Consider the following 20279-nt stretch of genomic DNA (forward strand, 5'->3'; position numbering starts at 1 on the left):
GGCGGCACCGACTGGGGCCCCCGATTGTCGGTCGGCTCGGCCACGTGCAGATGAACGCGGTCCGACGGGACCGATCAAGGATTGCCGTATCTGACAGGATGAACGGCGTATCGAGCGTGTGAACAGCAGTGAGGAGATCGCGGTGTCTGCAATGTCGGCGGGCAGGTCCGCCCTGCGGATGGGGCCCGCGGAGCTGGTACAGGCGGCGGCCATGGCCCGTCGCTTCTACCTTGAGGGGAAGTCGAAGATCCAGATCGCCGAAGAGTTCGGCGTCAGCCGCTTCAAGGTGGCCCGGGTCCTGGAGACTGCCCTTGAGCGTGACCTCGTACGGATCGAGATCCGAGTCCCCGCAGAACTGGATGCGGAGCGCTCCGACGCGCTGCGGGCCCGCTACGGGCTGCGGCACGCGGTCGTCGTCGAATCGCCGGCAGAGGAGGAGGACGACGCCCCGGACCCGGAGAACCTGGGCGAGGTCGCGGCCGACCTCCTTGGCGAACTGGTGAACGAGGGCGATGTGCTGGGCCTGGCCTGGGGCCGGTCCACCATTCACATGGCGGCGGCCCTCGACCGGCTGCCGCCGTGCACGGTCGTCCAGCTGACCGGGGTGTACGACGCGGGAACGGCCGAGCGCGGCTCGGTCGAGGCGGTCCGCAGGGCCGCCCAGGTTTCCGGCGGCGAGGCCCACCCGATCTATGCGCCGATGCTGCTGCCCGACCCGGCCACGGCCGCCGCGCTGCGTCACCAGACCGGCATCGCCCGTGCCTTCGAATACTTCGACAAGGTGACGGTTGCTGCGGTCTCCATCGGCTCGTGGGAGCCGGGTATCTCCACCGTCCATGACATGCTCACGGACGAGGAGCGGGCACACTACGCGTCGCTGGGCGTCGCCGCCGAGATGTCCGCCCACCTCTTCGACACGCAGGGGCGCCGGGTCGGCCGCGACCTGGGGGAGCGGTGCATCACGGTCGAGGCGGACCGGCTGCGCCGGATCCCCGAGGTGGTGGCGATCGCGGGCGGCCAGCGCAAGGCGGCGGCGATCGGGGCGGTCCTGCGGTCCGGTCTGGTCACCAGCCTGGTGACGGACACGGCCGCTGCCGACTATCTGCTGACGGAGTCGGCGGCGCCGCAGCGGCCCGCCCTGGAGCGCGCCGACCCGGACGGCGCTTAGACCGGCTCGCGGGGCCCGGCGCGCACCTCTGCGGCGTTGTCGCGAGGACTGACGGTCAGGAGGAAAGCCGGGTGCGGCACGTGCACCCGGCTTTCTCCGTACTGTCCTGCCTCTTTTCTGTGTGATCGTCAGACGACGCGTCCCGCGGGCCCGCAGTCGGCGGGTTCCGGTCCGATACCCAGGACCGTCGCCTCCAGGTACTGCTCCGGCTCCTTGTACTGGCTGACGTCGGCCGGGTTGTAGCGGGGTGTCTGCCGTGACCAGTCCAGATTGCCGCGCATCCAGCTCCGCATCCCGTCCAGGTACGGGAGGAGCATCCCGGACAGCTGGGGGTAGGCCGTGAGCAGTTCGGCCTCGGCCGCGAGGAAGCGCTCGGTCTCGGTGGCGATCTCCGCGCAGACGTGTTCGAGCGCCTGCTGCTTTCCGTAACCGCGGTGGTGCCGGACCAGATGGACGAGGTTGTGGATCTCGCCGAGCACCTGTTCCTTCTCGTACGAGTACACGTCGTTGGCCCAGCACACGACGTTGCCCGAGGTTTCCACGGCGACGATGAACCGGGGATCGCTGTGGATCGACTCGGGTGTCTCGATGCCGGCCACGATCTCGATCAGGTCCGTGGAGACGTGTATCGCGCCGGTGTGCCGCCGCTTGGCGATGTAGGTCTCCTCGGACGGCACGACACCGTTCGCCCGGTTCCCCGCCTCCCAGGTGGTGGCCGTGGTGAGGTAGGCGACCAGGTGCCGGGCAAAGCGCCGGAGCCAGTGCGCCGCCGCGTGCGGCGTCGTACGTTCCCACAGGTCGGCCAGGGCGACCACGGCGGCCGGGAGGTCCTCGTCCGGCAGCGGGCCGGTAGCGGTGCCCTCGACCACGCTGCGCATCAGGGCGACCACGTCCCGCACCCGCTCCGGGCTGCGGCCGAGATGGCCGTCGTCGAGCTGGTCGTCGACGAGAAACAGCCATACGAGCCAGTCGGCGACGAGGTCGAGATGGTGCTCATTCGCGGTCGGGTACACCATGCCGACGAAGGCTCCGAAGTCGGCTTGCTCGAAGCGCTCCCTGGCTGAATCGCGGTGCACCAGACCGGTGTTGCGCGTCCATTTGTCGAGGTGTTCACGGGTGTGCGCGACGTGCGGATTCGTCCGCTGGGGGAACGGGCAGTAGATATCCGGCAGTTCGTTCTCCACGGCGGGTCTGGATCCTCTCCGGTCTTGCGTATGACGGAAGTTGGGGCCGTTCCGCCTGTCCTCGGGGCGTAGTCGTGACTCGCGGGACCTGCGCGTTTGAAGCTACCTGACCTCTTGTCATCAGGTCCAGGGAAGATGATCGCGATTGGTTCGCACGTCGTGCGGGTAGGGTCCCCGGGCAAGGCAGGTTTCACTTGCCCGGGGCTCCCGCACTCGCTCCTTGGGGGAACGTACGATCGCGGGGGTCATTTGCTGTGTCTTCGGGGCGGCGACCTGCGCCGTTTCGCGTGAAAATATGAGTGTCATGCGTTTTCTTGAACCCGGCACCGGTCGCTACACACAGTCCCCCGCGGTCCCGTACGACCTCACGTACGACGATGTCTTCATGGTTCCGGGCCGCTCAGCGGTCGGTTCCCGCCAGGGGGTCGACCTTTCCTCGCCGGACGGATCCGGCACCACCATTCCGCTTGTCGTCGCCAACATGACGGCGATCGCGGGGCGCCGGATGGCCGAAACGATCGCGCGTCGCGGCGGTCTGGTCGTCATTCCGCAGGACATCCCGATCGATGTCGTCACCGACGTCATCTCCTGGGTGAAGACGCGCCACCTCGTGCTCGACACGCCGATCGTGCTCGCCCCGGGCCAGACGGTCGCCGACGCCCTGTCCCTGCTCCCCAAGCGCGCCCACGGCGCGGGTGTCGTCGTCGACGAGGAGCAGCGGCCCATCGGCGTCGTCACCGACCACGACCTGACCGGCGTCGACCGCTTCACCCAGCTCTCCGTGGTCATGTCCAAGGACCTCGTGCTGCTCGACGCGGACATCGACCCGCGCGACGCGTTCAACAAGCTCGACGGCGCCCACCGCAAGCTTGCCCCCGCGGTCGACGCGGACGGCCGGCTCGTCGGCATCCTCACCCGCAAGGCGGCGCTCCGCGCCACGCTCTACACCCCGGCCACCGACGCCAACGGCAGGCTGCGGATCGCCGCCGCCGTCGGGATCAACGGCGATGTCGCGGGCAAGGCCAAGCAGCTCCTCGACGCGGGCGTCGACACGCTCGTCGTCGACACCGCGCACGGCCACCAGGAGTCCATGATCAGCGCGGTCCGCGCGGTCCGGGCGCTCGACCCGCAGGTGCCGATCGTCGCGGGCAACGTCGTCGCCGCCGAGGGCGTGCGCGACCTCATCGAGGCCGGCGCGGACATCATCAAGGTCGGGGTCGGCCCCGGTGCCATGTGCACCACGCGGATGATGACCGGTGTCGGACGGCCGCAGTTCTCCGCGGTGCTGGAGTGCGCCGCCGAGGCGAAGAAGCACGGCAAGCACGTCTGGGCGGACGGCGGCGTCCGCCACCCGCGCGATGTCGCCATGGCACTCGCCGCGGGCGCGTCCAACGTGATGATCGGCTCCTGGTTCGCCGGTACGCACGAGTCGCCCGGTGACCTCCAGCAGGCCGCCGACGGCCGGTACTACAAGGAGTCCTTCGGCATGGCGTCCGCGCGCGCCGTGAAGAACCGTACGTCGGACGAGTCCGCGTACGACCGGGCCCGGAAGGCGCTCTTCGAAGAGGGCATCTCCACCTCGCGGATGTTCCTGGACCCGGCCCGTCCCGGCGTCGAGGACCTGATCGACTCGATCATCGCGGGCGTCCGCTCCTCCTTCACGTACGCCGGTGCGGCGTCCCTGGAGGAGTTCGCCGAGAAGGCGGTCGTCGGTGTGCAGAGCGCCGCCGGTTACGCCGAGGGCAAGCCGCTGCACGCCAGCTGGAGCTAGTGCCGCGACCGGCAAGGTTTGCCCGTCAAGGAGCGCCGTCGAGCGGGTGTGCTGGGCGGTGCGACGGGGCAAAGCCTGCCGGGAGGGTCGCCAGGGTCCTTCGTTCGGATCAGGCCGGACCCCGCGAGCATGATCCGACGAGAGGCCCCGGGCGTGTTGACCCGCGGGGTTGTTCACGAGGACTGCGCCCGGGCCGCTGTTGCGGCTCGGGCGTTCTCCGTTGCCAGGGTTACGTACGGGGTGAGGGCATCGACGACCGCCGCCGCCAGCAGGGCATGGCCCCTGTCGTCCGGGTGGAGGCCGTCCACCAGGTGTTCCGGGCCCAGGACATCCCGTCCCGGCAGCACTGACAGCCGGGCGTCCCCCGCTCGGACGAGGCTCGCGCCGGCCCGCTCCAGCGCCGTCCGCAGCTCGGACAGCGTGGCTCCGAGGGCGTTCGGGGTGTCCTCCGCGTCCGGGCGCAGGAGCGGCGAGACCAGCAGGATCGGCGTCCCCGGGTGGCCCGCGCGCACCAGGGCGACGAAGGCGCGCACCGTCTCGTACAGCAGCGGCGCCGAGAAGGGAACCGACGACCAGCAGTTCGTGCCGAAGGCCAGTGTCAGTACGTCGGCCGGGAGCCCGGCGATCTGCTCGGCGACGCACAACTCCCCGCGCGCCGAACCCGCGTACCCGAGGTTGACCGGGTCGAGGCCCAGCGCGCGGCCCGCCACGGCGGGCCAGGCGTGGGCCGGGCGCGTCGACCACCAGCCCTCGGTGATGGAGTCCCCGTGGACGACCCACCGCGGCCGTACCGGGGCGGGCAGCAGCGCCCCGCCCACCGCCCGCAGGCCCAGGATCGCCGGGCCCAGCGTCTCCGGCGGATGGACGGTGAACGGGCCTTCCCCCGGCGGGAGTCCGATCACGGTGACGGCCTCCTCGGCGGGCGCGACGAGGACCTCCGCGACACACCGCCCGCCCTGCCACAGTGCGAAGAGCCCGGCTTGGCCGTCCGCCGCGCCCCGGGCCGCGGCGCGGTAGCGGATCTCCACCGCACGCGCTCCCGGTGCCAGGAACTCCAGCCGGACCCCGGTCGGCAGCAGCGCCCGCTCCGCGGTGTCCCACGGCAGCCGCGCCAGATCGGCCGGGTCGGCGCGGACCGGGCGCACGCCGTCCCGCCAGGCGACACCCCGCAGGAAGGGGTCGGGGTCGAGCCAGGTCATCGGAGCTCCATTCGCCGGGTATGCACTCCACCCCTACCCCGTTGCACCGTGCCGACGTCCGTACGGCCCCGCCCACCACCACGTGTTCTACTTCGGGTGCGGCACCGTGCTGCCGACGCCCCGACCGGCCATCGCAGAGAAGTGATCCACCTGAAGTGCGACTGAACGATCTCGACGAACGCATCGTCCACGCCCTTGCCGAGGACGCCCGCCGCTCCTACGCCGACATCGGCGCGATCATCGGCCTGTCCGCGCCCGCGGTGAAACGCCGAGTCGACCGGTTGCGAGCGGAGGGGGCCATCACCGGATTCACCGTGCGGGTGGACCCGGCGGCGCTCGGCTGGGAGACCGAGGGCTTCATCGAGATCTACTGCAGCCGCAACACCTCCCCGGAAGCGATCAAGAGCGGTCTGGCGCGCTACCCCGAGATCGCCTCGGCCTCCACGGTCACCGGGGAGGCCGACGCGATCGTCCAGGTCTTCGCCGCCGACATGCGCCACTTCGAGCAGGTGCTGGAGCGGATCGCGGGCGAGCCCTATGTGGAGCGAACCAAGTCCGTGCTGGTGCTGTCGCCGCTGCTGCGGCGGTACTCCTCGGGGACGCCAGGCTGATCCCGCGGGCGGGCATCAGCTCTTCTGCTCGTACTCCGGGTGCCAGGGCAGCACCGTGAAGTCGCCGGTGCCCGCCTCGACCTTCTCGAACGGGGCCGAGGACACGCATGGGGGCAGGTGTTCCTCCGCCTCCTTGTTCACCCAGCTGTACCCCAGTCGGTCGTGCCTGCCCAGGTCGTGGACCGACATGCCGACCCGCCTGCCCTTGATGCCGATGTCGGTCGCCGTGATGACGCCGGTGACCACGGCCACCTTGCCGCCGGTCAGCAGGCAGTCCACCGAGCCCTCGGCCCAGCCGGACGTGCCGTTCGGGAAGACGTGGCGGAAGCGGAAGGTACCGTACGCACGATCCGGGTGCATGTTGTCCTTCGCGGCGAGGTGGGCGTCGAAGGTGAAGGTGATGTCGTCCCCGGCCGGGCGGTACAGCTTCGCCGTACCGGTCAGGGCGGCCGCTTCCCGTTGCTGCCTCGCAGATCCGGGGGCGGAGTCGCCGAGCGCCGCTGCCGAGCCGGCGGCGCTCGCGGTGATCAGCAGCGCAGCTGCGATCGCGGCGAGCCGGGTGCGGGTGTGCGCGATGCGGGTCATGACAGGCCTTCCGTAGGGCGGAGCGGGAGTCGCTCGGACGGCTCCCACTCTTCCGGCGGGACCGCCGCCGCACATCGCGCCAGGGTCCCCGTCCGCTCTCCGCCGCGCGGCGGGGATCCACTCCGACGCGAGACCGATATCACCCCTCTGACCTGCCCAGACGCTCCACGCAACGAATCACCGCCGGACCGGCGAATTGCGCAATGGATCGACGGTCGGCGCGCAACGCTCGCGCCTTGTCCAGCCGGATTACCGGCCCGTACCGTCTATACGTCCCCGCCCCGCCCGCACTGCCCGAGGTCAGCCATGCCGCCGTTGCGCACCGCCCTGCTCCAGAGCTCCGGACGTCCGGGCTCGGTGGCCGAGAACATCAAGGCCCTCGACGAGGCGGCAGAGCGCGCGGCAGCCGCCGGGGCGCGGCTGCTCGTCTGTCCCGAGCTGTTCCTGACCGGGTATGCCATCGGCGACGACGTACCCCTGCTGGCCGAGCCCGCCGACGGCGCCTCCGCGCAGACCGTCGCCTCCATCGCCGCACGGCACGGGCTCGCGGTCCTCTATGGGTACCCGGAGCGCGCGGACGAGCTGATCTTCAACTCCGCACAGCTGATCGGCCCCGACGGCACCCGGCTCGCCAACTACCGCAAGACCCACCTCTTCGGCTCCTTCGAGCAGCAGTGGTTCACCCCCGGCGAGCAGACCGTCGTCCAGGCCGAACTGGACGGCGTACGCATCGGGATCATGATCTGTTACGACGTCGAGTTCCCGGAGAACGTACGGGCGCACGCCCTCGCCGCCACCGACCTGCTGCTGGTGCCGACCGCGCAGATGCACCCCTTCCAGTTCGTCCCCGAGTCCCTCGTGCCGGTCCGCGCCTTCGAGAACCAGATGTATGTCGCGTACGTCAACAGGACCGGTCCGGAAGGCGAGTTCGAGTTCGTCGGGCTGAGCTGTCTGGCCGGCCCCGACGGCACGGCCCGCACCCGCGCCGGACGTGGCGAGGAGCTCGTGGTCGGCGAGGTCGACCCGGAGTTCCTGACTGCGTCCCGCGCCGCCAACCCGTATCTGCGCGACCGCCGCCCCGGTCTGTACGGCTCCCTCGTCTGAGCCCACCGCGCCCTTCTCTTCCACTGCCCTCGCAAGGAGTCCCCACCCCATGACGTCCACGGTGCCCAACGCCGTTCAGCACACCGACGCGCAGCCGCCGATCACCATGTTCGGTCCGGACTTCCCCTACGCGTACGACGACTTCCTGGCGCACCCCGCGGGGCTCGGGCAGATACCGGCGACCGAGCACGGCGCCGAGGTGGCGGTCATCGGCGGCGGGCTCTCCGGCATCGTGGCGGCGTACGAGCTGATGAAGATGGGCCTCAAGCCCGTCGTCTACGAGGCGGACCGGATAGGCGGCCGGCTGCGTACCGTCGGCTTCGACGGGTGCGACCCCTCACTGACCGCGGAGATGGGCGCGATGCGCTTCCCGCCGTCGTCCACGGCGCTGCAGCACTACATCGACCTGGTGGGCCTGGAGACCAGCCCGTTCCCCAACCCGCTCGCGTCGGCCACCCCGTCGACCGTCGTCGACCTCAAGGGCGAGTCGCACTACGCGGAGACGATCGACGACCTGCCGCAGGTCTACCGTGACGTGATGGACGCCTGGAACGCGTGTCTTGAGGAGGGCGCAGACTTCTCCGACATGAACCGGGCGATGCGCGAGCGCGACATCCCGCGGATCCGGGAGATCTGGGCGAAGCTCGTCGAGAAGCTCGACAACCAGACCTTCTACGGCTTCCTCTGCGACTCCGACGCCTTCAAGTCGTTCCGGCACCGCGAGATCTTCGGCCAGGTCGGGTTCGGCACCGGCGGCTGGGACACCGACTTCCCCAACTCCATCCTGGAGATCCTGCGGGTCGTCTACACCGAGGCGGACGACCACCACCGCGGCATCGTCGGCGGCAGCCAGCAGCTCCCGCTGCGGCTCTGGGACCGAGAGCCGCAGAAGATCGTGCACTGGCCGCTCGGTACCTCGCTGTCCTCGCTGCACGACGGGGAACCCCGTCCCGCCGTGACCCGGCTGCACCGCACCGCCGGGAACCGGATCACCGTCACCGATGCGACCGGCGACATCCGCACCTTCCGGGCGGCGATCTTCACGGGGCAGTCCTGGCTGCTGCTCTCCAAGATCGCCTGTGACGACGATCTGTTCCCCATCGACCACTGGACGGCGATGGAGCGAACCCACTACATGGAGTCGTCGAAGCTGTTCGTGCCCGTCGACCGGCCGTTCTGGCTGGACAAGGCCGTCGACGGCAGGGGGGTTCCCACCGGGCGCGACACCATGTCGATGACGCTCACCGACCGGATGACCCGGGGCACGTACCTTCTCGACGACGGGCCCGACAAGCCGGCCGTCATCTGCCTCTCGTACACCTGGTGCGACGACAGTCTGAAGTGGCTGCCGCTCTCCCCGAACGAGCGCATGGAAGTGATGCTGAAGTCGCTCGGCGAGATCTACCCGAATGTCGACATCAGGAAGCACATCATCGGCAACCCGGTGACGGTCTCCTGGGAGAACGAGCCCTATTTCATGGGTGCGTTCAAGGCCAACCTGCCGGGCCACTACCGCTACCAGCGGCGGCTGTTCACCCACTTCATGCAGGACCGGCTGCCCGCCGACAAGCGGGGACTCTTCCTCGCGGGCGACGACATCTCGTGGACGGCCGGGTGGGCCGAGGGCGCCGTGCAGACCGCGCTCAACGCCGTATGGGGTGTGATGCACCACTTCGGCGGTGCCACGGACGCGACGAATCCCGGCCCCGGCGATGTCTTCGACGACATCGCCCCGGTCGAACTCCCGGAGGACTGAGCGGCGTTACGCGGGCCGGCAGACGCTGCGCTGCCGGCTCAGGCCGGAGATCTCGACCCCCATCACGTCGTCGACGTCTCCAGTTGGAAGGCGCGTTCCGAGATGTCGTTGCTGACGGCGTGACCTGCGATGTACGAGGCGGCGTCGCGCCGGTGAGCCACGGCGGGCGGCGCGGCGGCCGATGACGACGTACGCGGTGGCGGGCAAGGAGCACGTGGGCATGGCCCGTCCGTTTCCGGCCGGCCCGGCGGCGGTACGGGCGACGGTCACCGCGCCCGGAGCGGTCCACTGGTACGGCGACAGTTTCTGAGGACCCGGTGGGGCGCGGTCAGCGGCAAGGAGTGAGCAGACAGCGCCCCACCAGACCGGCCCCCGCGTCGAGCCGCTGCCGGAACTCCTCGGCGAGGAGCGGGAGATCGCGCAGCCGCCACAGCACCCGGGCCGCCGACCACGCCGCCTCACGGGCCCGCTCCAGGCTCCACGATCCCAGCAGATGGGTGAGCGGATCCGCGACCTCCAGCAGATCGGGCCCCGGCATCAGATCCTCCCGGATCTGCTCCTCCAGCATCACGAGGAGATCGCCCACCTGGTCGAATTCGTCCTCCAGATCCGGCGGAGCGCAGTGCAGCGCAAGGCAGGTGTCCACGACCGCGAGTGCCAGGTCATGGCCGATGTGTGCGTTGATACCCGCCAGTGCGAACTGCAGCGGCCGTACGCCGGGATGGCGCCGGTACTGGAACAGCGGACGCCAGCAGTCGGGCGGCCGCTGCCCGGCCGTCGCCGCGTCGACCGCCGTCAGATAGTGCTCCGCGAACCGCACATCCAGGGTGGCGGCGGCCCCCCGGTCCGGGAACGCGCCACCGGTGATCCGCCGGTCGACGGTCTCGGTGACCGCCAGGTAGATCCGGTTGAAGACGGCCACCCCGTCCACCGGCGGCCAGGAGGACTGAAAGTCACGCATCCGCCCGATCACCGAGGTGACATCGGGCGGTGCGGCGCCGGGACCGGCCCGGTCAGTGAACTGCTCCATCTGCTTGAACTGCGCCATGGGGGCAGCGTTCCAGCCGCGGGCAGGTCCTGGCGCCGACCGGCCGCGGGTTCATCGGAACGGGGGAACGACGGCAGAGCCATCGGTGACCCGGGGGCCGGCTCCGGGACGCTCCGGACAGGTGCGGCGGTTCGCGGTCAGGCGGAGGGCACGGGGTCACCGATGGCTCTGCGCGAGCCTGCGCAGGCACCCCGCTCGGTGCCACGGCCGACGACGCCGTCAGCTGGTCCGAGCGAACTGTCCGTCCACGACGTGCCGTGTGCCTGCGTTTCCCTGCCGACCGGTCGGTCCATGCCTGGCGTGACCTGGCGCGGCCGCCCCGGCATCGACTCCGCATCTGTTCGCCCCGGCGCCACACCGGGGCCGACCGCGGCCCAGCAAGCGGTCCACGGAATCTCTGCCGGGCGTGGCTACTGCGTGGGCGGCCTGGTGTCGTCGTACGAGGACGTACCCGCGTCCAGCAGGGGCTCCTGGGTCTTCAGGTGGGCTGGGGCGAAGGCCCGAAGCACGTGGTAGCCGGTGATCACGACGATGGTGCCGAGGGCGATTCCGCTCAGCTCGAAGTTGTCGGTGATCTTCAGGCTGACCCCGCCGACGCCGATGATGATGCCCGCGGCGGCCGGCACCAGATTCAGCGGGTTGCGGAGGTCGACGTTGCCGCTCATCCAGATCTGGGCGCCCAGCAGACCGATCATTCCGTACAGGATGACGGTGATGCCGCCGAGGACCCCGCCCGGGATCGCGGCGACGACCGCACCGAACTTGGGACAGAGGCCGAACAGCAGGGCGAAGCAGGCGGCGGCCCAGTACGCGGCGGTGGAGTAGACGCGGGTCGCGGCCATGACGCCGATGTTCTCGGAGTACGTGGTGTTGGGCGGGCCGCCCACGGCGGTGGAGAGCATGGAGGCCACGCCGTCCGCCGAGATGGCGGTGCCGAGCTTGTCGTCGAGCGGGTCACCGGTCATCTCGCCGACGGCCTTGACGTGCCCCGCGTTCTCCGCGATCAGCGCGATCACCACCGGCAGCGCGACCAGGATCGCGGACCACTCGAAGCTCGGGGCGTGGAAGGACGGCAGTCCGATCCAGTCGGCCTTGGAGACACCCGACAGGTCGAGCCGCCAGTGGTCGACCACCTCGGCGCCGCCCGCCGGTGAATGGATTTTGCCGAAGACCTGGTCCAGGACCCAGGACAGCGCATAGCCGAAGACCAGGCCGAGGAAGATCGCGATACGCGAGAAGAATCCGCGCAGGCACACGACGGCCATTCCGGTGAACAGCATCACCGCCAGCGCGGTCCACTGGTCCTGCGGCCAGTACGTCGATGCGGTGACCGGCGCGAGGTTGAAGCCGATGAGCATGACGACGGCGCCGGTGACCACGGGCGGCATCGCCGCATGGATGATCCGCGCGCCGAACCGCTGCACCGCGAGACCCGCGAGGAAGAGCGCCGCGCCGACGACGAAGACCGCCCCGGTGACGACGGAGCTGTCCCCGCCACTGGCCCGGATGGTCGCGGCCACGCCGACGAAGGAGAGCGAGCAGCCCAGGTAGCTGGGCACCCGGCCGCGAGTGGCCAGCAGGAAGATTGCCGTCGCGACACCCGACATCATGATCGCGAGGTTCGGATCCAGACCCATGAGCACGGGAGCGACGAACGACGCGCCGAACATGGCCACTACGTGCTGGGCGCCGAGCCCGAACGTACGGGGCCAGGAGAGCCGCTCGTCGGGCCGGACCACGGCCCCCGGTGCGGGGGTCTTTCCGTCGCCGTGCAAGGTCCAGCGCACGCCGAGGCCGCCCATGGTCGCTCCCTGTGTGTCCGTGTGTGGGTCCGTGCGGTGCCCGGTGTTGTTCGTCCGGCCCGGCGCGGTCCGCGGAAAAGATCAGCGTCATGGTAATGCCGGAGCGTCCGTTGACTCGTGTCGGGGTCCCGTTGCGTCGGCCTCGACCGGGTCCCATTCATGAATGGTGCGCGAGGCACGGTGACTCCGAACAGGCGGCTCTACGCCCCCACGGTCCTGCTCGTGAACGCCATTCGCATCGTTGATTCTGTGATGGGGGTTCTCGATGCGTGGAAGACCCCGTCGGCGTCTCGGGCCCTGCTCACCGCCGCGGCCGCTCCGACCGCCGTTCCGGCCCCGGCCACCTCCTCGGCGGCCGGGACCGCGCACGGGGACCGCCCGCCGCCCCGCGCGCCGAGGACCGTGGTTGTCGACGGACACCGCATCCGCACCTCGTTCCGCCTGGCCGAACCGTTCAGGCGCGAGGCTCGGCCGCCGCCGTGCCGGGCGCGCCGACCCTCTTCGCCGCGCCCCGGCGGTTGCCCGCCCGCAACACGCCGGCGCCCAGCACCAGTCCGGCCGCCAGCACTGTCACCAGGCCGAACGAGACGATCAGCGAGGTCGCCTCGGCCAGCGAACCGATGGCCGACGGGGCGATGAGTCCCGAGGTGTACGTGATGGTGGCAACGCCCGCGATCGCCTGACTCGGGTTCGGTCCACTGCGCCCGGCCGCCGCGAAGGCCAGGGGGACGACGACGGCGACACCGAGGCCGAGCAGCCCGAAGCCGCACATCGCGAGCACCGAGTTCGGCGACGTGACCACGAGCAGCCCGCCGGCCGTCGCCAGCACGCCGCCGACCCGCACGGTCCTGACCGCGCCCCACCAGTCGACGACCCTGTCCCCGGCGATCCGGGCCACCGCCATCGTGAGCGCAAACGCCGTCGTCGACGCGGCCGCGAGTCCCGCGGAACTGTCCATGATGTCCCGGAGATAGACCGCCGACCAGTCCAGGCTGGCCCCCTCCGCGAACACCGCGCAGAAGCCCACCGCACCGATGACCAGCGCCGACCTGGGGGGCAGCGTGAACCGCGGCGGCGGCTCCTCGTCCGGCTCGCTGCGCAGATCCAGCACGCCCTGACAGGCGATCAGGCCGAGCACGGTGAGCGCGAGGGCGGCGACGGTGTGGTGCAGCCGGGCGTCGGTGCCCAGGTGCGCGGCCACCGTGCCCGCCGCCGAACCGAGGAGGGCGCCCGCGCTCCACATCCCGTGCAGCCCGGACATGATCGACCTGTCGAGACGGTTCTCCACCTCGACACCGAGGGCGTTCATCGCCACGTCCGACATGCCGGCCGATGCCCCGTACACGAGGAGTGCCGCGCACAGCGTCAGCAGGTTCGGTGCCAGCGCGGGCAGGACCAGCGCCAGTGTCCACAGCGCCAGCAGCCCGCGCAGCGCCGTCCTGGCGCCGAAGCGATGACTGATCGCACCGGCCAGCGGCATGGCGAGCGAGGCGCCGATTGCCGGGAACGCCAGGGCGAGACCGAGCTGTCCCGCGCTGACCCCGGCGTGGTCCTGGATCCAGGGCACGCGGGTGGCGAAGCTGCCGGTCACGGCGCCGTGCACGGTGAAGACCGCAGCGACGGCGAACCTGGCCCGCTTCACCTGCTCCGCGCCGAAGACCGTCTCTGCGGAATCCGTCGTCATGCAGGCCGTTCCCTCCCCTGGGAATTCTGTGCCGCCGGTGGCCCCGGCCGCCCCGCTCCGCGGTGCGGCGTAAACTATCAGGAACCCTGCCTGATAAATAGACCATGACGGTTCGTTCCCGTGCGGCAGCGATCTGGAAGGATCCCGGCATGCCCGCATCACCGAGCACCGCCCGGGCCATCAACGACCGGCTCGCCCTGCGACTGCTCCAGCAGGACGGCCCGCTGACGGCCACCCAGCTGAAGACCCTGACCGGACTCTCCCGCCCCACCGTCGCCGATCTGGTGGAGCGGCTGCAGGGCGCCGGGCTGATCCGGGTCGTCGGCGAGAGCGGCGCCGCCCGCCGCGGCCCCAATGCCCGGCTGTACGGAATCGTCGCCGACCGGGCCCACCTCGCCGCTCTCGACGTACGGACCGACAGCGTCGCCGTCGTCGTCGCCGATCTCCTCGGTGTCACGCTCGCCGAGGCCACCCTGCCGATCGGCAGCGACACCGGAACCGACGCCGCCGTCGAGCAGGCCGCGGCGCTGCTGGAACGCGCCGCGCGCGAGGCGGGCGCCGCACCGCTGCACAGCGTCGGCATCGGCGCCCCCGGCCTGATCGACCCGGTCACCGGTGAGCTCCGCGACACCACCGGCCTGCCCGCCTGGCACCGCCGCCTGGTCCAGGTGCTGCAGCAGCGGCTGCCTGCGACCGTGCTCGTCGAGAACGAGACCAACCTCGCCGCCGTCGCCGAGCACCGCGCCGGAGCGGCCCGCGACCGTGACACGTTCGTCCTGCTCTGGCTCGGCCACGGCATCGGCGCCGCCGTCATGCTGGGCGGCAAGCTGCACCGCGGGGCCTCCGGCGGCGCGGGCGAGATCGGCTTCCTGCCCGTGCCGGGCACGACGGGAGTGCCCTCCGCGGTCAGTTGCGACGGAGGGTTCCACTCCCTGGCCGGCTCCGTGCAGATCTGCGAACTGGCCCGGGGACACGGCATCGACGTGCGTACGCGGCCGGGCTCCGGGGAACGGGAACCCGCCGCCGCGTCCGCCGTACGGGCAGCGCTGGCGGGGGAGGGGGAGAGCGAGACGTTCCTCTGCGCGCTCGCGGACCGCCTCGCGGTGGGCGCCGCCGCCGTCGCCTCGGTCATCGACCCCGGCTGTGTGGTCCTCGCGGGCGAGGTCGGCCATGCGGGCGGCGACGCGCTGGCGTCTCGGGTCGAGGAACGGCTGGCCATGATGTCCCCGCTGCGCACGGAGGTCAGGGCGGGCGCTCTCGGCGGCTCCGCGGTGCTGCGCGGCGCGCTGCTCGCCGCCCGCGAGGCAGCTCAGGACGAGCTGTTCACCGCGGGCGGCTGAGGCGGGCCACGAGGCCGTACGCGACGGGGTTTCCCTCCTGACGGCCGGGGCGCACGGCGCCCGTGCCCCAAGATCTCCTCGGCCCAGGCGGCCGGAGCGACCCGCGGGGCTGACGCGACGCGGGCTCACTCGGATCGCTCCGGGCGGCCGAAACACTGTGCGAGAAAGTCCTCGAACATCGCCTTTCCCACGGCCCGTTCGGGGGTCGGATGCCCGCCCCGCCGGTACCCGGCGTACGCCGTGCCCGCCAGTCGTACGGGGAGGATCCGCCGTTTCCTCCCCCGTCGCCCGGAGATGGGGCCGGGCCGGCTCCGGCGCTTGGGGCTGATCGGGTAGTTGGAGTCACCGAGCGGGAACTGGTCGAAGGACACGTCGATGTCGAGTGCCTGGGCCGGCAGATCGATGGTGGACCGCTTCGCGCCGTACGGGGTGGCCGACTTGAACCTGTCGTACATCGCCGTGGTGGGGGTGGAGCCCTGCTCGTACTGCCCCTTGACGGCGTTCCGGCCGTAATTCCCGGCGAGTTCCCAGACCATCGTGCCGCCGTGCCCCTGTCGACGACGTAGTCCGCCTTGGCGGACACCGACTACTCGTCCTCGGTGGAGAGGAAGACCTTCTTCTTTGCGTTCCGCAGCCAGGGGGCGACCGGCGTGGAGTCGTACGTGCGGACGTATGTGCCGGTCAACTCGGTGTCCGCGGTGAACCCGTCGTCGGTGACGTAGTCGCCGACGCTTCCCTTCTCCAGGTTCTTCGCGCGCCACATCGGGTGGGAACCGGCCGGTGCCTCCTGGCCGTTGGCGTCGTCGTGCCAGAGGCCACAGCACGTGTCGTTCCTCCTGGGGAGGTCGGCGGAACACAACTGGTAAGGGAGTGGGTCGTGTTGGGCCACGGGCGTGCGCACACCGCGGGGCAGTTCCTCGGAGGTGACGCAGAGATCAAAAGGACTAGACCATCGAGTGGATAGGTCTGGACCATCCCTTGCGGTATGTCCGGATACGACCCCGTACGGAGGGCTCCCCGGGTCTGTCTGTGAGCCACTCCACAGACACTCCTTCGCATGGCCCATGAGTGGGCGTGGCACACTGACCGTGTACCAGCAGCAGCGCACTCCGGGGTCGGTGCAATTCCGAACCGGCGGTTATAGTCCGCGACCCGTCCGCATCCAGCGGCCGGTTGACCAGGTGGGATTCCTGGACCGACGGTTAAAGTCCGGATGGGAGGCAGTGCGCGGCGGGCCGTCACAGGTACGCCGCCGTCGGCGGACGCATGTCCGGGGTCCCCGGAACACTTGCGTCCGTGTCTTCGGTTTCGGCGTCCCCTGTTGCGTTCCGCTTCATCTGTCGTCATCGACAGGCCCCGGAGTCCGTGCCCGAAGAGGCAGGAGGACCCGGTGGACACCGCAGCCGACACCACCGCCATGCGCCGGGCGATCGCGCTCGCCGCCCGCGGACTCGGCTCCACCAGCCCCAATCCGGTCGTCGGATGCGTGATCCTCGACGCCGAGGGACAGCCGGCCGGTGAAGGCTTCCACCAGCGGGCCGGCGGGCCGCACGCCGAAATCCACGCCCTGCGCGAAGCAGGCGAGAAGGCCCGTGGCGGAACCGCCTACGTCACCCTCGAACCGTGCAATCACACCGGTCGCACCGGCCCCTGCGCCCAGGCGCTGACCGAGGCCGGCGTCAGCCGCGTCGTATACGCGGTCGCCGACCCGAATCCGCAGGCCACCGGAGGCGCGGACACCCTCCGTGCCGCCGGGGTCACCGTGGAACAGGGACTCCTTGGCGAACTCGCCGAGGCGGGCAACACCGCCTGGCTGACCTCGGTGCGGCTCGGCCGTCCGTACGTGCTGTGGAAGTACGCGGCGACCCTCGACGGCCGGAGCGCGGCCGCCGACGCCACCAGCCGTTGGATCACCTCCGCCGAGTCCCGCGCCGACGTCCACCGGCTGCGCGCCGAGGCCGACGCCGTCGTGGTCGGTTCCGGCACCGCCCGCACGGACGACCCCCAGCTCGGTGTACGTGGCATCGAAGGCGCCGTGCAGCCGCTCCGGGTCGTCGTCGACACCGATGCCACCGCGGTACGGCCCGGCGCCCGTGTCCTCGACTCCACGGCGCCCACGCTGATCGCGGTCGCCGACGACGCCGACGCCGGCCGTCTTCCCGAGGGAACCGTCCTGCGACTGCCGCGCGCCGCCACCGGCCGCGGCCTGGACATCCCCGCCCTGCTTGCCGCCCTGCACGGGCGCGGCGTCCGATCCGTACTCCTCGAAGGCGGCCCGACCCTGGCCGGGGCCTTCGTCGCGGCGGGAACGGTCGACAAGGTCGTCGGCTACCTCGCCCCCGTGCTCCTCGGCGCGGGCCCCGCAGCCCTCGCCGACGCCGGAATCTCCACCATCGCCCAGGCGTTGCGCCTCGATGTGACCGAGACCGTACGCATCGGCCCCGATCTGCGCATCACCGCCGTCCCCGGCCCTGCCCGGAAGGGAAACTGAGTGTTCACCGGAATTGTCGAAGAACTGGGTGAGGTCACCGCCGTCGAGAAGCTCGGCGACGCCTCCCGATTCCGCCTGCGCGGTCCCGTCGTCACCGAAGGCGCGAAGCACGGTGACTCCATCGCCGTCAACGGCGTCTGCCTCACCGTCGTCGACCTCGGCGACGGCGAATTCACCGCCGATGTGATGGCGGAGACCCTGAACCGGTCCAGCCTCGGCGCGCTGGAGACCGGCTCCCGGGTCAACCTGGAGCGCCCCATGGCACTCGGCGGCAGGCTCGGCGGACACATCGTCCAAGGACACGTCGACGGCACGGGCCGCATCGTCGAGCGCAAGCTCTCCGAGAACTGGGAGATCGTGAAGATCTCCCTCCCGGCGGAGCTGACCCGCTACGTGGTGGAGAAGGGGTCGATCACCGTCGACGGCGTGAGCCTGACCGTCGTCGACGCCGGGCCCGACTACTTCACCATCAGCCTCATCCCCACCACCCTCGCTCTGACCACGCTCGGCATCAAGGAGCCCGGCGACCCGGTCAACCTCGAGGTGGACGTCATCGCGAAGTACGTCGAGCGGCTGCTCGGTGACCGGGAGGGCACGAAGTGAGCGCGGCCGGCTGGCTCAACTCGGAGGCCTTCGCCCTGTTCGACCAGCACATCAAGTGGTCCGACATGATCGGCAACACGGTCGGTCTGGTCGCCCTCGCGCTCGGCTGGCGGCGTTCCCTGTGGACCTGGCCCGCACAGCTGCTCTCCGGTGTGATCCTCCTGGTCGCCTTCGCCTCCGCGCACCTCTCGGGCAGCGCGGGCAAGCAGCTGGTGGTCATCGGCGTGGCCGCGTGGGGCTGGTGGTCGTGGAACCGCGGCAGGCAGCAGGCCCAGGACGGCTCCATCGCCGTACGGTTCGCCACCTGGCGCGAGCGCGCCTGCCTGGCCGGCGGCGCGGCCCTCGGCACGCTCGCCGTCGGCGGCCTGTTCACCGCGTTCCCGGCGCTGTCGTGGGACCCGTGGCCCGACGCGTACATCTTCGTCGGCACGGTCGTCGCGATGTACGCCCAGGCGCGCGGCATGGTCGAGTTCTGGTTCGCCTGGCTCCTGGTCGACCTGGTCGGCGTACCGCTGAACTTCGCCAACGGCTTCGCCTTCTCCGGCTTCGTCTACGTCATTTACGGCGCCCTCGTCCTGTGGGGCATGCGCGACTGGTGGCTGCGTACGCGGACACCCGCTCTGGAAGGAGCCACGGCATGACTGCCCAGCCCACCTGGCTGCACCGGGAAGACAGCACGGCCGAGGACCTGTCCCTCGACCCCGTCGAGCAGGCGATCCGCGACATCGCCGCCGGCCGCGCCGTCGTCGTCGTCGACGACGAGGACCGGGAGAACGAGGGCGACCTCGTCATCGCCGCCGAGAAGGCCACCCCGGAGATCGTCGCCTTCATGATGAGCGAGTGCCGCGGCCTGATCTGCGCACCCATGGAGAGCGACGAGCTGGAACGGCTCGACCTGCCGCAGATGGTCGCCCACAACACCGAGTCGATGCGCACGGCGTTCACCGTCTCCGTCGACGCCTCCGCGGCGCACGGTGTCACCACCGGCATCTCCGCCGCCGACCGGGCCACCACGCTCCGGATGCTGGCGGGCGGCCGGGCCGGATCCGGCGACTTCGTGCGCCCCGGCCACATCTTCCCGCTCCGGGCAAGGACCGGCGGTGTCCTGGTCCGCAACGGCCACACCGAGGCCGCCGTCGACCTGGCCCGGCTCGCCGGGCTCCGCCCCGCCGGAGCGATCGTCGAGATCGCGGGCGAGGACGGCGTCATGCTGCGGCTGCCGGAACTGGTCCCGTTCGCCCGCAAGCACGGCCTCACCATCATCTCGATCGAGGACCTGATCGCGTACCGCCGTTCCGCCGAGCCGACCGTCCGCCGCGAGGCCGAGGTCCGGCTGCCGACGTCGTTCGGAGAGTTCACCGCGTACGGCTACCGCTCCACCGTCGACGGCGTCGAGCACGTCGCGCTCGTCCACGGTGACCTCGGTGACGGCGACGACATCCTCGTCCGGGTCCACTCCGAGTGCCTGACCGGCGACATCTTCCAGTCCCAGCGCTGCGACTGCGGCCCCCAGTTGCACGCCTCCATGCAGCGCATCACCGAAGAGGGTCGCGGCGTCGTCGTCTATCTGCGCGGGCACGAGGGCCGGGGGATCGGCCTGCTCTCCAAGCTGCGCGCGTACGAACTCCAGGAGCGCGGCGTCGACACCCTCGACGCCAACCTGGAGCTCGGCCTGCCCGCCGACGCCCGGGACTACGCGGCAGGCGCCCAGATCCTCAAGGACCTCGGCGTCCACCGCGTCCGGCTGATGACGAACAACCCCGACAAGACCGCGGCGCTCCTGCGGCACGGCCTCGCGGTCACCGGACGCGAGCCGATGCCCGTCCAGGCCGGCGAGCACAACCTGCGGTACCTGCGCACCAAGCGGGACCGCATGGGACACGACCTGCCCTGGCTCGACACCGCCTCGGTGTCGACCTGCGGCAACCAGTAA

General features: G+C 70.9%; 17 protein-coding genes, 1 pseudogene and 1 riboswitch. Of the genes and pseudogenes, 11 read left to right on the forward strand and 7 right to left on the reverse strand.

What is annotated here, in order from left to right:
* Positions 1-151 precede the first annotated feature (151 nt).
* Positions 152-1168, forward strand: coding sequence for a sugar-binding domain-containing protein (locus AB0N06_RS02935; RefSeq protein ID WP_358861707.1), 1017 nt, complete (start codon positions 152-154; stop codon positions 1166-1168).
* Positions 1169-1296: 128 nt separating this feature from the next.
* On the opposite strand, the gene AB0N06_RS02940 is transcribed toward AB0N06_RS02935, so the two are convergent.
* Positions 1297-2352, reverse strand: a complete 1056-nt coding sequence (locus AB0N06_RS02940; protein WP_366132997.1) for a terpene cyclase — start codon at positions 2350-2352, stop codon at positions 1297-1299.
* Positions 2353-2656: 304 nt separating this feature from the next.
* On the opposite strand from AB0N06_RS02940, the gene AB0N06_RS02945 reads away from it, so the two are divergent.
* Complete coding sequence (locus AB0N06_RS02945) at positions 2657-4123, forward strand: GuaB1 family IMP dehydrogenase-related protein (protein ID WP_366132998.1); 1467 nt, start codon at positions 2657-2659, stop codon at positions 4121-4123.
* Positions 4124-4296: 173 nt separating this feature from the next.
* On the opposite strand, the gene AB0N06_RS02950 is transcribed toward AB0N06_RS02945, so the two are convergent.
* A complete protein-coding gene (locus AB0N06_RS02950) occupies positions 4297-5322 on the reverse strand; it encodes a GDSL-type esterase/lipase family protein (RefSeq protein WP_366132999.1) in 1026 nt (341 codons plus the stop codon).
* A gap of 155 nt (positions 5323-5477) precedes the next feature.
* Between AB0N06_RS02950 and AB0N06_RS02955 the strand changes: the two genes are divergently transcribed.
* On the forward strand, positions 5478-5933 hold the full coding sequence (locus AB0N06_RS02955; RefSeq protein ID WP_266987999.1) for an Lrp/AsnC family transcriptional regulator: 456 nt from the start codon (positions 5478-5480) through the stop codon (positions 5931-5933).
* A 15-nt stretch (positions 5934-5948) separates the two neighbouring features.
* Here AB0N06_RS02955 and AB0N06_RS02960 read toward each other — a convergent pair whose 3' ends face one another.
* Entirely contained in the window at positions 5949-6518 is a 570-nt protein-coding gene (locus tag AB0N06_RS02960; RefSeq protein ID WP_366133000.1) for a Repetin, read from the reverse strand.
* 306 nt (positions 6519-6824) lie between these two features.
* Between AB0N06_RS02960 and AB0N06_RS02965 the strand changes: the two genes are divergently transcribed.
* The 3 genes from AB0N06_RS02965 (at position 6825) to AB0N06_RS02975 (ending at position 9688) form a co-directional block, all read left to right on the forward strand.
* Positions 6825-7622, forward strand: a complete 798-nt coding sequence (locus tag AB0N06_RS02965) for a carbon-nitrogen hydrolase family protein (RefSeq protein ID WP_366133001.1) — start codon at positions 6825-6827, stop codon at positions 7620-7622.
* A 49-nt stretch (positions 7623-7671) separates the two neighbouring features.
* A complete protein-coding gene (locus AB0N06_RS02970) occupies positions 7672-9378 on the forward strand; it encodes an NAD(P)/FAD-dependent oxidoreductase (protein WP_366133002.1) in 1707 nt (568 codons plus the stop codon).
* Between the two features lie 181 nt (positions 9379-9559).
* Positions 9560-9688 carry a hypothetical protein gene (locus AB0N06_RS02975; RefSeq protein ID WP_366133003.1) on the forward strand — a complete coding sequence of 43 codons (129 nt, stop codon included), beginning with the start codon at positions 9560-9562 and terminating at the stop codon, positions 9686-9688.
* An 18-nt stretch (positions 9689-9706) separates the two neighbouring features.
* On the opposite strand, the gene AB0N06_RS02980 is transcribed toward AB0N06_RS02975, so the two are convergent.
* The 3 genes from AB0N06_RS02980 to AB0N06_RS02990 form a co-directional block, all read right to left on the reverse strand.
* A complete protein-coding gene (locus tag AB0N06_RS02980) occupies positions 9707-10408 on the reverse strand; it encodes a DUF5995 family protein (protein ID WP_366133065.1) in 702 nt (233 codons plus the stop codon).
* Positions 10409-10836: 428 nt separating this feature from the next.
* Positions 10837-12228 (reverse strand): solute carrier family 23 protein, encoded by a 1392-nt coding sequence (locus AB0N06_RS02985; protein WP_366133004.1) that lies wholly within the window; start codon positions 12226-12228, stop codon positions 10837-10839.
* 454 nt (positions 12229-12682) lie between these two features.
* Entirely contained in the window at positions 12683-13912 is a 1230-nt protein-coding gene (locus AB0N06_RS02990) for an MFS transporter (RefSeq protein ID WP_366133005.1), read from the reverse strand.
* Positions 13913-14061: 149 nt separating this feature from the next.
* Between AB0N06_RS02990 and AB0N06_RS02995 the strand changes: the two genes are divergently transcribed.
* A complete protein-coding gene (locus tag AB0N06_RS02995; RefSeq protein ID WP_366133006.1) occupies positions 14062-15252 on the forward strand; it encodes an ROK family transcriptional regulator in 1191 nt (396 codons plus the stop codon).
* A gap of 317 nt (positions 15253-15569) precedes the next feature.
* Here the strand turns inward: AB0N06_RS02995 and AB0N06_RS03000 are convergent.
* Positions 15570-16066: pseudogene (locus AB0N06_RS03000) on the reverse strand (chitinase C-terminal domain-containing protein); the annotation flags it as partial.
* A 286-nt stretch (positions 16067-16352) separates the two neighbouring features.
* Positions 16353-16483: riboswitch (FMN riboswitch) on the forward strand.
* A 159-nt stretch (positions 16484-16642) separates the two neighbouring features.
* Between AB0N06_RS03000 and ribD the strand changes: the two are divergent.
* From ribD to AB0N06_RS03020, 4 genes are read left to right on the forward strand one after another with little or no spacing between them, the layout of a single operon-like run.
* Entirely contained in the window at positions 16643-17743 is a 1101-nt protein-coding gene (ribD, locus tag AB0N06_RS03005) for a bifunctional diaminohydroxyphosphoribosylaminopyrimidine deaminase/5-amino-6-(5-phosphoribosylamino)uracil reductase RibD (RefSeq protein WP_366133007.1), read from the forward strand.
* The gene (locus AB0N06_RS03010; RefSeq protein WP_366133008.1) at positions 17744-18346 is read left to right on the forward strand and encodes a riboflavin synthase; all 603 of its coding nucleotides are present in this window, start codon (positions 17744-17746) and stop codon (positions 18344-18346) included. It begins immediately after the preceding gene.
* Positions 18343-18987: a nicotinamide mononucleotide transporter family protein gene (locus AB0N06_RS03015; RefSeq protein WP_366133009.1), complete on the forward strand. Its 645-nt coding sequence runs from the start codon at positions 18343-18345 to the stop codon at positions 18985-18987. The genes AB0N06_RS03010 and AB0N06_RS03015 overlap by 4 nt, the downstream gene beginning before the upstream one ends.
* Complete coding sequence (locus AB0N06_RS03020) at positions 18984-20279, forward strand: bifunctional 3,4-dihydroxy-2-butanone-4-phosphate synthase/GTP cyclohydrolase II (protein WP_366133010.1); 1296 nt, start codon at positions 18984-18986, stop codon at positions 20277-20279. Before AB0N06_RS03015 ends, AB0N06_RS03020 begins: the two co-directional genes overlap by 4 nt.

It is taken from the genome of Streptomyces sp. NPDC051020 (assembly GCF_040683105.1).
Taxonomy (GTDB): domain Bacteria; phylum Actinomycetota; class Actinomycetes; order Streptomycetales; family Streptomycetaceae; genus Streptomyces.